The organism is Arthrobacter sp. N1, from assembly GCF_048288285.1.
GTDB lineage: Bacteria > Actinomycetota > Actinomycetes > Actinomycetales > Micrococcaceae > Arthrobacter_D.
Genome location: NZ_CP102608.1, coordinates 1,890,005 through 1,903,553, shown reverse-complemented (window position 1 = coordinate 1,903,553; position 13,549 = coordinate 1,890,005). Strand labels below are relative to the sequence as shown.

The 13,549-nt window shown below is 71.1% G+C and carries 12 protein-coding genes, 4 tRNA genes and 1 pseudogene; 11 read left to right on the top strand and 6 right to left on the bottom strand.

What is annotated here, in order from left to right:
* Positions 1 to 54: 54 nt before the first annotated feature.
* The 5 genes from NVV32_RS08640 to NVV32_RS08620 all read right to left on the bottom strand — a co-directional run bounded on the left by NVV32_RS08640 (position 55) and on the right by NVV32_RS08620 (position 881).
* Positions 55 to 306, bottom strand: a complete 252-nt coding sequence (locus NVV32_RS08640) for an antitoxin (RefSeq protein ID WP_157365892.1) — start codon at positions 304 to 306, stop codon at positions 55 to 57.
* A gap of 170 nt (positions 307 to 476) precedes the next feature.
* A tRNA-Gly gene (locus NVV32_RS08635) sits at positions 477 to 550 on the bottom strand.
* A 29-nt stretch (positions 551 to 579) separates the two neighbouring features.
* A tRNA-Val gene (locus NVV32_RS08630) sits at positions 580 to 651 on the bottom strand.
* Between the two features lie 33 nt (positions 652 to 684).
* A tRNA-Cys gene (locus tag NVV32_RS08625) sits at positions 685 to 755 on the bottom strand.
* 52 nt (positions 756 to 807) lie between these two features.
* Positions 808 to 881 (bottom strand) — tRNA-Gly (locus NVV32_RS08620).
* A gap of 240 nt (positions 882 to 1,121) precedes the next feature.
* Between NVV32_RS08620 and NVV32_RS08615 the strand changes: the two genes are divergently transcribed.
* The 6 genes and pseudogenes from NVV32_RS08615 to NVV32_RS08590 all read left to right on the top strand — a co-directional run.
* On the top strand, positions 1,122 to 2,039 hold the full coding sequence (locus NVV32_RS08615) for a cytochrome (RefSeq protein ID WP_422389853.1): 918 nt from the start codon (positions 1,122 to 1,124) through the stop codon (positions 2,037 to 2,039).
* Between the two features lie 154 nt (positions 2,040 to 2,193).
* A complete protein-coding gene (gene def / locus NVV32_RS08610) occupies positions 2,194 to 2,802 on the top strand; it encodes a peptide deformylase (protein WP_422389852.1) in 609 nt (202 codons plus the stop codon).
* Entirely contained in the window at positions 2,799 to 3,782 is a 984-nt protein-coding gene (locus NVV32_RS08605) for a methionyl-tRNA formyltransferase (protein ID WP_422389851.1), read from the top strand. The genes def and NVV32_RS08605 overlap by 4 nt, the downstream gene beginning before the upstream one ends.
* Positions 3,779 to 5,362, top strand: coding sequence for an RsmB/NOP family class I SAM-dependent RNA methyltransferase (locus NVV32_RS08600; RefSeq protein WP_422389850.1), 1,584 nt, complete (start codon positions 3,779 to 3,781; stop codon positions 5,360 to 5,362). Before NVV32_RS08605 ends, NVV32_RS08600 begins: the two co-directional genes overlap by 4 nt.
* 62 nt (positions 5,363 to 5,424) lie before the next feature.
* Complete coding sequence (gene rpe, locus NVV32_RS08595) at positions 5,425 to 6,111, top strand: ribulose-phosphate 3-epimerase (RefSeq protein WP_422389849.1); 687 nt, start codon at positions 5,425 to 5,427, stop codon at positions 6,109 to 6,111.
* Between the two features lie 277 nt (positions 6,112 to 6,388).
* Positions 6,389 to 6,490: pseudogene (locus tag NVV32_RS08590) on the top strand (D-2-hydroxyacid dehydrogenase family protein); the annotation flags it as partial.
* Positions 6,491 to 6,652: 162 nt separating this feature from the next.
* On the opposite strand, the gene NVV32_RS08585 reads toward NVV32_RS08590, so the two are convergent.
* A complete protein-coding gene (locus tag NVV32_RS08585; RefSeq protein ID WP_422389848.1) occupies positions 6,653 to 7,357 on the bottom strand; it encodes an acVLRF1 family peptidyl-tRNA hydrolase in 705 nt (234 codons plus the stop codon).
* Between the two features lie 147 nt (positions 7,358 to 7,504).
* On the opposite strand from NVV32_RS08585, the gene NVV32_RS08580 reads away from it, so the two are divergent.
* The 5 genes from NVV32_RS08580 (at position 7,505) to alaS (ending at position 13,546) form a co-directional block, all read left to right on the top strand.
* The gene (locus tag NVV32_RS08580; RefSeq protein WP_422389847.1) at positions 7,505 to 9,001 is read left to right on the top strand and encodes a replication-associated recombination protein A; all 1,497 of its coding nucleotides are present in this window, start codon (positions 7,505 to 7,507) and stop codon (positions 8,999 to 9,001) included.
* Positions 9,002 to 9,281: 280 nt separating this feature from the next.
* Positions 9,282 to 9,908 (top strand): 30S ribosomal protein S4, encoded by a 627-nt coding sequence (gene rpsD / locus NVV32_RS08575; RefSeq protein ID WP_055771608.1) that lies wholly within the window; start codon positions 9,282 to 9,284, stop codon positions 9,906 to 9,908.
* Positions 9,909 to 10,068: 160 nt separating this feature from the next.
* Positions 10,069 to 10,443 carry a DUF948 domain-containing protein gene (locus NVV32_RS08570; RefSeq protein WP_055771402.1) on the top strand — a complete coding sequence of 125 codons (375 nt, stop codon included), beginning with the start codon at positions 10,069 to 10,071 and terminating at the stop codon, positions 10,441 to 10,443.
* 24 nt (positions 10,444 to 10,467) lie between these two features.
* Positions 10,468 to 10,749: a DUF6167 family protein gene (locus tag NVV32_RS08565; RefSeq protein WP_055771399.1), complete on the top strand. Its 282-nt coding sequence runs from the start codon at positions 10,468 to 10,470 to the stop codon at positions 10,747 to 10,749.
* A 118-nt stretch (positions 10,750 to 10,867) separates the two neighbouring features.
* A complete protein-coding gene (gene alaS / locus NVV32_RS08560) occupies positions 10,868 to 13,546 on the top strand; it encodes an alanine--tRNA ligase (RefSeq protein WP_422389846.1) in 2,679 nt (892 codons plus the stop codon).
* The last annotated feature ends 3 nt before the right edge of the window (positions 13,547 to 13,549 follow it).

Here is a 13,549-nt window from a genome sequence, read left to right as displayed (position 1 = left end):
GCGCCGGTGCCGCCTCTCGGCGGGACCGGCGCTTCCGTATTGCCAGGCTGGGTACTACACGGCCGGCGGAGGGGTAGGGCCGACGTCGCCCTTGCCGTCCTTCTTGTCGATCTTGTCGACCATCTCCGAAGCCTTTGTCTGCACTCCGTCGATGTGGTGCGCGTACTTGCCATGGGTCTTGCCGTCGACGAAGTCGCCGGCCTTCCCGATGCCGTTCTTCACCTTGTCGGAATTATCGCCAATGAGTTCGGTCGCCTTACCCGCGAGGGTGCCGGCCTTGCCCTTGAGCCCGTCCAATAAACCCACGGACACCTCCTTTCGGTCGTGGAGACGCAGTCCGTCTCCGCTCCCGAAATTCTAGGGCACGAACAGGGGGATGTCCTCCGAGCAGGACCGGGAGTGAGGCCGGTACGCGCAGGGCATAAAAAATGCCCGGTCCTCGCCAGGACCGGGCAACGGCCGACGACCGGCCTGAGAGCGGACGACGGGATTCGAACCCGCGACATCCACCTTGGCAAGGTGGTGCTCTAGCCAGCTGAGCTACGTCCGCAAAAAAGCGCCCCCGAGGGGGCGCCGTCGTGGGCGATACTGGGATCGAACCAGTGACCTCTTCCGTGTCAGGGAAGCGCGCTACCGCTGCGCCAATCGCCCAAATTCATGGGTTGTGCTGCTCGTACTGCACCGAGGTGGGGACGGGATTCGAACCCGCGTATACGGCTTTGCAGGCCGCTGCCTCGCCTCTCGGCCACCCCACCATGACCGGATGACTCCGGTCACCGGACTGGTCCGGCTTCACAGTGACTTGCGAGCGGACGACGGGATTCGAACCCGCGACATCCACCTTGGCAAGGTGGTGCTCTAGCCAGCTGAGCTACGTCCGCAGAAGAAAAATGCTCCGAAATATCCGCTCGATGACTTGCATTTCACGGTGTTTCTTCGTTTTCCAACGAGAAAAAACTCTATAGGACGTTCGGGGGTTCGTCCAATCGGCTGACGCCGACGGTCCGGCTTCGCCGACGCCGACGGTCCGGCTTCGCGACGTGCCGGCGGTCCGCTCTCCGCATCACGGCCCTGGGCCGCCCTCGCACCATCCTGTCGGAGGTGCCTGAGAGACTTGGGTCATGACCGCTCCGCTCCTCGCCCATGCGACGCCCCACGGCAGGATGTACGCGCGTTCCACCGCGGAACAGCCCGCCGTACCCTCCATCACCACCGTCATCTCCCAGCTGCCCAGCTCCCTCGGCGGCTGGTACGGCCACATGGCCGCAACGGCCCTGGCCAAGGATCCGCGGCTTCCCGGCGCGCTCGGCAACCCCGCCGAACTGCGGACCACGGTGCGGGACGCGTCCTCGGCGGCCGAACGGTACCGCGACGAGGCGGCCCTGCGCGGAACCCGGGTGCACCACTACTGCGAGCAGGTGGCGCTGCGGGCCCTCGGCAGGCCCGACGCGCTGGACTCCGCGCGCCTGGCTCTCGAGGAGAACGGGGAGCAGGGCTTCGCGCAGCGCTTCGACGAATGGTGGGACCTGTACGACGTCCGGCCCGTGGAACCGGAGATCACCGTCTGGAACGCTGCACTCGGCTACGCGGGCACCCTCGACCTGGTCGCGACGATCGGCGGACGCACGTGCCTGATCGACTACAAGACCAAGAACACGGACAGCGACGGGTTCGTGAAGGCACTCGACGACAAGGTCGTCATGCAGCTGGTCGCAGGGATGAAGGCCGAGGAGTCGCTGGTCGATCCCGAGAAGGGGCAATGGCGCCCGTGGGCGCACGGCGACCAGCCGCTCCTGCTCGGCGTGGCCGTCGGGCAGACCGAGGTTCGCGCCATGCGTGCCAACCCGGCAGTGCTCAGGAACCACTGGTTGCGGTTCTGCGCGCTGCGGCGTGCGTGGGAGGCGGGCCTGGAGGCGGAGGAGGCAGGGCGCGCCCTCCTGCCCGTCGGTCCACCGCCCGCCCGGACGGGCTCGCCTTCTGGATCGGACCCTGCCTCGACGGGCACCACCGGCAGGACCGGACCCACCGTCCCCGCCTGATGCAGGCGAGAGCTGCAGAGAGTGGGTCCCTGCGACCGGATTCCGGCTCGGCACTAGGATTGACGGGAGCCTCGCGGCCATGGAGTGGCCCGCGGGGCACAGACCCACAGTCCGGCGGGAGCGCCGCGCGACCGAAACGAGGAACCGAATACCGATGGCCGTCCTGAGCATCCGCATGATCGGCGACCCGATCCTCCGCACACCGGCCGCCGAGGTCACCGATTTCGGCCCCGAGCTCGCGCGCCTGATCGGCGACATGACCGAGACGATGATCGACGTCCAGGGGGCGGGCCTCGCTGCACCCCAGGTCGGCATCGGCCTCCAGGTCTTCACCTACCGCGTGGACGGCGCCGAGGGCCATGTGATCAACCCGGTGCTGGAGGTCGCCGGCGCATCGCAGGGCGAGGTCGACGTCGAGGGCTGCCTGTCCGTCCCGGGGCTCGGCAGCTTCGTCGACAGGTCGGATTGGGCCAGGGTCACCGGCAGGGACCTCACGGGTCAGGAGATCGTCGTCGAGGGTACCGGCATGCTGGCGCGGGCGCTGCAGCATGAGACGGACCATCTCAGGGGGAGGCTCTACATCGACCGGCTGGCGGGCGAGGACCGGAAGAACGCCCTCCGCGCCATCCGCAGCGCCGACTACAACCGGGTGACGACCCGCACCGCCGCGGAGCGGGCCCGATCGCTCGGCTCGAGCTTCACCCGCGGAGTCGTGCCGGCGCCGGGAGCGACGCCGGGACCTTCCGGCGGGACGAGCCGATGAGGATCCTGTTCGCAGGGACACCCGAGGTGGCGGTGCCCTCACTGCGCGCGCTGGTGGACGCGGGGTTCGACGTCGCCGCTGTGCTCACGCGCGTCGACGCGCCGCTCGGACGGCGGAAGGTCCTGACGCCCAGCCCCGTGGCAACGGCCGCGGAGGAGCTGGGTCTGCCGGTCCTCAAGGCGAACCGCTTCTCGCCGGAACTCATCGCCGAGCTCGACGAGCTGCACCTCGACGCGGCGGCGATCGTCGCCTACGGCGGCATCGTCCCGCCGGCCGGGCTGCGGATCCCGCGCCACGGCTGGATCAACCTCCACTTCTCGGTCCTCCCCGCCTGGCGCGGAGCGGCCCCGGTGCAACACGCCGTCCTCGCGGGCGACGACGTGACGGGCGCCTCCACCTTCCTGCTCGAGGAGGGCCTCGACACAGGGCCCGTCTTCGGCGTGATGACCGAGACGCTCGATCCTGGTTCGACCAGCGGTGAAGTGCTCGAGCGCCTCTCGCGCAGCGGATCGGTGCTCCTCGTCCAGACGCTCACGGGGATCGACACCGGGCAGGTCACGGCGACTCCCCAGACGGGGGAGCCCACCCTCGCACCCAAGCTGACCATCGACGACGCCCGCATCGACTGGTCACAGCCTGCCGTCGCGGTCCGGCGGCGGATCAACGCGGTCACGCCCGAGCCGGGTGCCTGGACCACGCTTGAGGGCCAGCGGGTGAAGGTGGGGCCCGTGACGCAGGCCGCCGAACCGGCCGGGTCACCCTGGACCACCGTTCCCGACGGCGCCGCGCCGACGGAAGGGGAGCCGGGACACCGCGCGCTGGCGCCCGGCGAGCTCGGCGTCGAGGGGCGCGCCGTCCTCGTGGGTACCGGCACCGCGCCCGTGCAGCTCGGACAGGTCCAGCCCGCGGGTAAGAAGATGATGGGTGCCCTCGACTGGGCACGAGGCGCGGCAGCGCGCGGAGAGCTGGTGTTCGAATGAGCGAGACCGCAGGAACCGGCGGATCCCGGGGACGAGGAACCCCCCGGCAGGGCAAGGGCCAGCGCTCGGGTGGTGCAGCCGGTGGGCAGGGTACAGGCGGGCAGGGAGCCGGCCGGCGCAACGAGCAGGGCAGGGAGCGGAACCGGGGCGGAGAGCGTCAGTTCTCCCAGGCGGCGCCGTCGCAGCGCACGAGGCGGGCGGATCCGGCCCGACTGGTGGCCTTCGAGGTCCTGCGCGCGGTCGCGGCCGAGGACGCCTACGCGAACCTCGTGCTGCCGACGAGCATCCGCAGGCACCGCCTCGATCGTCGCGACGCCGGATTCGCCACCGAACTCACCTACGGCGCCCTCCGCGGCCAGGGCACGTACGACGCGGTGCTCGCGCGCTGCGTGGACCGTCCACTCGACCAGCTCGACCCCGCGGTCCTCGACGCCCTGCGCATCGGGGTGCACCAGATCCTCGCCATGCGCGTCCCTGCCCACGCGGCGCTCGACCAGACCGTCGGCCTGGTGCGCGCGGTGATCGGCGCGGGACCGTCGTCGCTCGTCAACGCGGTGCTCCGTAAGGTGACGGTGCGCGATCTCGACGGCTGGATCACGGAGATCACCGACGGCCTGACGGACGGCACCGCCATCGCTGCCCTCACCCACAGCCATCCCGAATGGATCGTGCGGGCCCTGCGGCAGGCTCTCGTCGCCCACGGCCGGGACGTCGCCGAGATCGATGCGCTCCTCGCCGCGGACAACGCCGCGCCGATGGTGCACCTCGTGGCCCTGCCGGGACTGGCGACGCTGGACGCCGCCCTCGCCGAGGGGGCGGAACCCGGCCGTCTGGTACCGGACTCCGCCTACTACGCGGGCGGCGACGTCAGCCGCCTGCCCGGGATCTCGACCGGGACCGTCCGGGTCCAGGACTCGGGGTCGCAACTCGTCGCCCGCGCACTGGCCGGGGTGGACCTCGGGCACCGCGGCGGCGCGGAGCCGGAACGCTGGCTGGACCTGTGTGCAGGGCCGGGCGGCAAATCGGCACTCCTCGCTGCGATCGGCCAGGACACGGGGGTGCACCTCACCGCGGTCGAGCCCGTCCCGCATCGCGCACAGCTGGTCCGCCAGGCCCTCCGCCCGCTGCCCGAGCAGTCCTGGACGGTGCAGGTCGCCGACGGGCGCGGTGTCGGCAAGGACCGGTCCGAGAGCTTCGACCGCGTCCTCGTCGATGCGCCGTGCACCGGCCTCGGTGCCCTGCGTCGCCGGCCGGAGTCGCGCTGGCGAAGGACGCCCTCGGACCTCGTGTCCCTCGCGCCGCTGCAGCGGGAACTCCTCACGTCCGCACTCGACGCCGTCGCGCCGGGCGGTGTGGTCGCCTACGTGACGTGCTCCCCGCACCACGCCGAGACCGACGCCGTCGTCGACGACTGCCTGCGCAAGCGCAGCGGGTTCGAGCGGCTCGACGCGGGCTCGGCGCTCGACGCCGTCAGCATCGGGGGAGCGCTCGGTGCCGGACACGGCTCGACCGCGCAGCTCTGGCCCCATGTCCACGGGACGGACGCCATGTACCTGGCGCTCCTCCGCAAGACCACCTGACCCGTCCAGAGCGCGTACATCCCGCCGGTCCACGGCCGCGCGCCGCAACGAAAGGAACGGCTGTGACCCACCTCCGCATCAATCCGAGCATCCTCTCGGCGGACTTCGTCAACCTGCAGGCCGAGCTGCAGCGCATCTCCACCGCGGATGCGGTGCACGTCGACGTGATGGACAACCACTTCGTGCCCAACCTGACGCTCGGGCTGCCGATCGTCCGGCGCATCCAGGAGGTCAGTCCCCTTCCCCTCGACGTGCACCTCATGATCGAGGACGCCGACCGCTGGGCACCGCAGTACGCGGAGACGGGAGCCGCGTCGGTGACCTTCCACGCGGAGGCCGCCGCGGCTCCCGTGAAGCTGGCCCGGGAGCTGCGGAGCATCGGTGCGAGAGCGGGCATGGCGCTGCGTCCGGCCAGCCCCGCGGAGCCCTACCTCGACCTGCTGGGGGAGCTGGACCTGCTGCTCATCATGACGGTGGAGCCCGGATTCGGCGGCCAGTCCTTCCTGGATCTCACCCTGCCGAAGATCCGCCGCGCAGCGGACGCCATCCGGGGTGCCGGCCTGCCCCTCGTGATCCAGGTGGACGGCGGGATCACCGAGGAGACCATCCTCCGCGCAGCCGATGCCGGGGCGACGGTCTTCGTGGCCGGTTCCTCCGTGTACGGGGCCGAGGACGCCGCCGCCGCGATCGCCTCCCTGCGGGCTGCGGCAGGCAGCCGGGCTGCGGACGGCGGCCACTCCGGCACCTGACCCGAGCCGGCTCCTCCGGGCTGCCGAGGGATCGTCCACGTCCCGTCCTCGAACCGCCGGACGAGGGTCGCAGCCGTCGGCGCGACCGTGAGCACGGAGATCATCGCGGGAGCCAGAACCTCGATCCGGCACGGGCAGCGGAAGCCGGCGCACGGACGGTGGGCCACGAGGAGCCGTTCGCGTTGCCCGACGTCGCGACGGTCCACGCGCCGACCGACCGCAGCCGAGGGATCGTCGGGGCCCGTGAACCGGCGCTGATACGTCCTCGGCGGTCCTCGTGAACACCTCGGGAGGACTGCTCGACGACACCGACGCGCTGATCCGAGCACTCCGGAGCGGGCGCCTCCGGGGAGCCCGACCGGACGCCTTCGACGTCGAACCCCTGCCGGCGGACCATGCGCTGCTCACGGCGCCAAGGGCGGTCCACACCCCGCACCCCGGTCGGTCACCGATGACACCTACGCGGTCCTGCACGCCGAGGCCGTCGAGAACATCGCGGCCCGGGCCGCGCGCCGCCCGCTGCGAAGAACTGCCCGAGGGTTCAGGCTCCGGTGTCCGTGCTGCCGGCGTCCGGAGTCCCGGCCGGAGGGTCCGTCACGGCGATGCGCACGGCGAGCGCCGTGCGGGCCGCGTCCTTCAGCACCACGAAGCGGGGATCCGGCACGGTCAGGAAGGGCACCCGCGGCAGATCGGCGACGAGCGCCAGGACCGGTTCCGCCAGGACGGCGGCCGCGAGCGTCCTGTCCCCGCCGAGCTGCAGGCACGACGGCGGGTCGGCACGGAAGAGCGCCGCCGCCCGCACGGCCGTCTCCTCGACGAGCGCATCCGCCTGGTTCGCCCGGCGGCGTGCGAAGCGTTGCTGCGACCACCCGCCGGCCGCCGTGCGGCCCTGGACGTACCGCGTACCGGTCTTCGAGGACACGATCTGTCCGCCGCGCGCCACTCCCACGGAGTACCCGCCGCGGCGCACGAGCACCAGACCGACCGTGTGCGACTGCTCGGCGTCCGGCAGCACCGCTGCGAGCAGGGCCTCGCGGTCCATCGGCGCGGGCGCACCTCCCACGGTGCCGGGTCCGGGCAGCGGGGGGGTCAGCCGCGCCCTGCAGCCGTTGGCGGCGACGAGGCCGACGCCGTGGTCCGCGGTCGTGCCGGGCTCGATGGCGTAGGCGCCGTTCCGTTCCTCGAAGCGGGCGAGCCAGCCGGGCAGGCGCGCCGGCTCGACGAGCACCGATCTGGGCGTGGGCATGATCACCTTCCGTTCGGCCGCGTGCCGTCAGGCTCTCCGCAGGAGCGGAGGGACCGGTGACGGCGGTGCGGCGGCGCCGCGCGGACACGCGCCCGGCGGGTCCGGGTGGTGCTCGGGGGGTCAGTGGCCCACAGTAACGTTGACGTCGTGGACGATCTATTCAGCGCGGCTTCCGACGACGACGGAGCGGACGGTTCCGCCGTCCGTGGCGCTCGGGGCGCGAGGCCCTCCGGCTCCGCACGCCCGCGCAGTCCGCTCGCGGTGCGCATGCGCCCGCGCACGCTCGACGAGGTGGTCGGCCAGCAGCACCTGCTCGGTCGCGGCGCCCCGCTGCGCACACTCGCGGGTGAGCACGATCCGGGTGCGCATGCGGCGCCGTCGTCGGTGATCCTCTGGGGCCCTCCCGGCACGGGCAAGACCACACTGGCGCACGTGATCGCCCGCGGCCAGGGCCGGACGTTCGTGGAACTGTCCGCCATCACCGCCGGCGTCAAGGACGTCCGCCGCGTCATGGATGAAGCCCTGACCACCCGTGACCTGTACCGGCAGACCACCGTGCTGTTCCTCGACGAGATCCACAGGTTCAACAAGGCCCAGCAGGATGCGCTGCTGCCGGGCGTGGAGAACGGCTGGGTGGTGCTGATCGCCGCGACCACCGAGAACCCCTCCTTCTCGGTGGTCTCGCCCCTGCTGTCCCGATCCCTGCTCCAGACCCTCAGGCCGCTCGACGAAGCCGACGTCAGGGGCCTCCTGGAGCGCGCCGTGACCGACGAGCGCGGCCTCGCCGGGTCCGTCGAACTGTCGGAGGAGGCACTCGAACACCTCGTCCGCCTTGCTGCGGGCGATGCCCGGCGCGGGCTGACAGCCCTGGAGGCGGCCGCCGGCGTCGCGCAGTCGGAGCAACCCGAGCAACGAGCACGACCCGAGGCGCAGGGTGACCCCTCCGCGGGACGACCCGGTGCGGACGAAGCGGACGACGGGGAGGACGGCGACGGGTCGGTCCTCCCCGTCCTGGTCACGCTCGAGCACGCCGAGAAGGCGGTGGACGTCGCAGCCCTGCGCTACGACCGCGCAGGGGACCAGCACTACGACGTCGCCAGCGCGTTCATCAAGTCGCTCCGCGGGTCCGACGTCGACGCAGCCCTGCACTATGTCGCGAAGATGCTCGAGGCGGGGGAGGACCCGCGGTTCATCGCGCGCCGGCTCATGATCTCCGCCGCCGAGGACGTGGGGATGGCCGATCCGACGGCGCTGCAGACCGCCGTCGCGGCCGCGCAGGCCGTCCAGCTCGTCGGGATGCCCGAGGCGCGGATCATCCTCGCGGAAGCGGTGGTGCACATCGCGACGGCGCCCAAGTCCAACGCCGCCTACAACGGCATCAATGCCGCCATCGCCGACGTCAGGGCCGGGCGGGGGCAGGGCATCCCCGCGCACCTCAGGGACGCGCACTACCCCGGCGCGTCCCAGCTGGGGCACGGCAAGGGCTACGTGTACTCCCATGACGAGCCCCACGGGATCGCCCTCCAGCAGTACGCACCGGACGACCTCGTGGGTCTGGACTACTACGAGCCGACGGACCGTGGTGTCGAGCGCGACATCGCGTCGAGGGTGTCGAAGCTGCGCCGCATCATCCGCGGGAAATAGGCCCGGGCCCGGCCGATCCGTCCGGGTCCTCGTGATTCGGACCCGCCCCGTGGCGCTGGTACCATTGGACGCTGACTGGCAAGTCGTCGTGTACCAGCCTCCCCTCGCATCCCGGCAGTTCCGCTGATGGTGTGTGCGCGGGCGGCCAGGGTCGCGGCGGACTGTAGTACCGGGAAGCGGCCAATCCCGGCTCTCCGCAAGTGGAGGCCAGCGACACCAGGAAGTGCGGACGCCCCCGTGGCTCACTCCGCTTCTTCGCCGCAAAAATCGAAAGGTGAACGTGGCTAACAACACACGTGCCCGCCGCAAGGTCCGCATCTCGCGGGCCCTCGGCATTGCTCTGACCCCCAAGGCCGAGAAGTACCTCGAGCGTCGGCCCTACGCGCCGGGCCAGCACGGCCGCGCGCGTCGCAAGCAGGACAGCGACTACGCCGTCCGCCTGCGCGAAAAGCAGCGACTCCGCGCCCAGTACAACATCCGCGAAGCGCAGATGGCCCGCATCTTCGAGGAAGCGCGCCGCACCGCAGGCCTGACCGGTGAGAACCTGATCGAGCTGCTCGAGATGCGTCTCGATGCCCTCGTGCTCCGCGCCGGCTTCGCCCGGACGAGCGCACAGGCCCGCCAGCTGATCGTGCACCGCCACATCATGGTCGACGGCGCCCGCGTGGACCGCCCGTCCTTCCGCGTGGCCGAAGGCCAGCTCATCCACGTGCACAGCCGCAGCGAGACCATGGTCCCGCTGCAGGTTGCCGCCGCCGGTGCGCACCGCGACGTCCTCCCCGCCGTCCCCGGCTACCTGGATGTCCAGCTCGACAAGCTCCAGGCGCGCCTCGTGCGTCGCCCGAAGCGCTCCGAGGTCCCCGTGACCTGCGAAGAGCAGCTCGTCGTCGAGTACTACGCACGCTAGTCGCCCGGTACCGGCTGCGAACCAGCCGGCATCTGCGAGGAGTGTGGACCAAGAGCCCGCGGCACACGCCGCGGGCTCTTCGTTCTGTAAGGTACTAGGAGCCAAGAATTCCCACGCCCGCCCATGGAGGCGGTGCACCCCTGCGTAAAGGAGACCGCCCATGTCAGGTGGAGATATTGCGGGCTTGATAGCTGCTGGCGTGTTCGCCGTCCTGGTCCTGCTGCTGGCCGTACCGATCTGGAAGCTCGGGCGGGTCCTCGACGAGCTGCGCACGGCGATCCGGACCGTCACCGACGGGACGACGCCGCTCATCGAGGAAGTCACCAGCACCGTGAGCACCACGCACCAGCAGCTCAAGACCGTCGACGGCATCACCTCGAACGTCTCCGACGCCTCGGCCAACATCTCCGCGCTGTCGTCGCTCATCGCCGCGACGATCGGCTCCCCGCTCATCAAGGTGTCGGCGTTCTCCTACGGCGTCCGCTCCGCAGTCGCCGGCCGGACCGCACCCGCGCGCCGACGCCGCAGCCGCTAGACCCACGAACCCCGGAGAGAAACGATGATCAGAAGAGCTTTCTGGCTGGCCGCCGGTATCACCATCGGCGTCATCGCCGTACGCAAGGTGTCGCAGGCGAAGTCGAACCTCGGGCCCGAGGGGCTCAACCGTGCCGTCGGACAGATCAGCGACAGCCTCGCCGATTTCACCGACGCCCTCCGGTCCGCGATGTCCGAGCGGGAGACCGATCTCCGCGCCGCCCTCGGCGTAGAGGCGCCCGCGGCCCCCGCTGCCCCTGCGCCGGAGGCCGACGCCGCTCCCGCCTCGCGCCGCTCCCTCCGCTAGCAGACCCTCCGGCGCGCGGTATGTCCCGCCGGCGCCGCAGCCACGGACCGGCGTCGGCCCCCGTGCCCGGACGCGCCCACGGCAGCGTCCAGACCACTGAACGAAGGATGTTCCTCCCATGAAGTCCCACGAGATCGCCAGCCGCTGGCTGAGCTACTTCGAGAAGAACGGGCACACGGTCGTGCCGTCGGCCTCGCTGGTCTCCTCCGATCCCTCGCTCCTGTTCACCGTGGCCGGCATGGTGCCCTTCATCCCGTACCTCACCGCCCGCGAGGAGGCGCCCTACGACCGTGCGACCAGCGTGCAGAAGTGCATCCGCACGGGAGACATCGAGGAGGTCGGGAAGACCGCACGCCATGGCACCTTCTTCCAGATGTGCGGCAACTTCTCCTTCGGCGACTACTTCAAGGCCGAGGCCATCCGCATGGCCTGGAACCTGCTGACCAGCGACGTCGCCGACGGCGGCTTCGGTCTGCCCGCGGAGAAGCTCTGGATCACCGTCTACCACGAGGACGAGGAAGCGCTGGGCATCTGGCGCGACAGCATCGGCGTCCCCGCCGATCGCATCCAGAAGATGGGCAAGAAGGACAACTACTGGTCCACCGGGCAACCCGGCCCCGCCGGCCCCTGCTCGGAGATCTTCTACGACCGCGGCCCCGAGTACGGGATCGACGGCGGCCCGGAGGCCGACGACACCCGGTACGTCGAGATCTGGAACCTCGTGTTCATGCAGTACCAGCGTGGCGAGGGCACGGGCAAGGACGACTTCGAGATCCTCGGCGAGCTCCCCAAGAAGAACATCGACACCGGTCTCGGCCTCGAGCGGCTCGCCATGATCCTGCAGGGCGTCGAGAACATGTACGAGACCGACCAGGTGCGCCCCGTCCTCGACCGGGCCGCAGCGCTGAGCGGCAGGCCCTACACGAGCGCCGAGTCGCCCGAGGACCCCCACCACACCGACGACGTCCGGATGCGAGTGGTCGCCGACCACATCCGCTCCTCACTGATGCTCATCGCCGACGGCGTGTCACCCTCGAACGAGGGACGCGGATACGTGCTGCGCCGCCTCATCCGTCGCGCCGTGCGTGCCATGCGGCTCCTCGGCGTCGAGAAGGCCTGCCTCCCCGAACTGCTCCCCGCATCGCGTGACGCGATGAAGGGTGTGTACCCGGAGGTCGAGAGCGATTTCGAGCGCATCAGCCGCATCGCCTACGCCGAGGAGAAGGCCTTCCTGCGCACCATCGCCTCCGGGACCGCGCGTCTCGAGGACGCCGTGCGCGAATCGCTCGCCGAGCAGCGCCAGCTCTCGGGCGAGGAAGCCTTCACGCTCCACGACACCTACGGCTTCCCGATCGACCTCACGCTGGAGATGGCGGAGGAGGCCGGCCTCGCCGTCGACGCCGACGGCTTCCGCTCCCTCATGCTCGAGCAGCGCCAACGGGCGCAGGCGGACGCCCGGGGCAAGAAGGCCGGCCACGCCGACCTCTCCGTCTTCACCGAACTCCTCGGACGGGGTCAGACCGTCTTCACGGGCTATGACGAGCTGACCACCGAGGCCCTCGTCGTCGCGGTTCTCGACAAGGGACAGTCGATCCCCAGCGCCCTGCAGGGCGACGAGATCGAGGTGGTCCTGGACCAGACGCCCTTCTACGCGGAAGCAGGCGGCCAGGCGGCGGACGTCGGGCTCATCACGGGCGACGGCTTCGTGGTCGAGGTCCTCGACGTCCAGCGCCCGGTCAAGGGCCTGAGCGTCCACCGCGCCGTGGTCCGCGAGGGTGAGATCGCGCAGGGCGCCACCGTCACGGCCGCCGTCGACCGGCAGCGCCGCCACGCGGGCGAGCAGGCCCACTCGGGGACGCACATCGTCCACGCGGCACTCCACGAGATCCTCGGCCCCGAGGCGCTCCAGCGCGGATCCTTCAACAAGGCCGGTTACCTCCGTTTCGACTTCTCCTGGGGCGAGGGCATCAGTGCCGCCGCCCGCTCGGAGATCGAGGAGGTCTCGAACATCGCGATCCGCAACAACTACGAGGTGGAGACGAAGATCATGTCCCTCGCCGACGCGAAGGCGCTCGGTGCAACGGCGCTGTTCGGCGAGGCGTACGGGGACACCGTGAGGGTCGTCGAGATGAATGCCGAGTTCTCCCGGGAACTGTGCGGCGGCACCCACGTCGCCTCGACGTCGCTCATCGGCAGCCTGACCCTGCTCGGCGAGCAGTCCGTCGGCTCGGGGAACCGGCGCGTCGAGGCCCTCGTGGGGCTCGACGCCTTCCGCCATCTGGCCGCCGAACGCGCCCTGGTCTCCGAGCTGTCCGACATGCTCAAGGTCCCCTCCGCGCAGCTGCCCGAGCGGCTCTCCGCCACGCTGTCCAAGCTCAAGACCGCGGAGAAGGAGCTGGACCGCCTGCGGAAGGAACAGCTCGCCGCGGCCGCGGGATCGCTCGTCGACACGGCGGTCGACGTCGACGGCGTCCGCCTGATCGCCCACGATGCGGGCTCGATCGGTGGCGCGGACGAGCTCCGCACCCTCGTGCTGGACCTGCGGGGCCGGCTCGGTTCCGAACCCGCCGTCGTCGCCGCCACGGGTGTCTCCCAGGACCGCCCGCTCGTCCTCGTGGCGACCAATGAAGCGGCCCGGGCCGCCGGCGTGAAGGCGGGTGCCCTCGTCCGCACCGCCGCGAAGATCCTCGGGGGCGGCGGTGGCGGCAAGGACGACGTCGCGCAGGGCGGCGGATCCGACGCCGCACGCATCCCCGACGCGCTCTCGGCGATCCGCTCCGCGGTCGCCGAGCGCTGACCG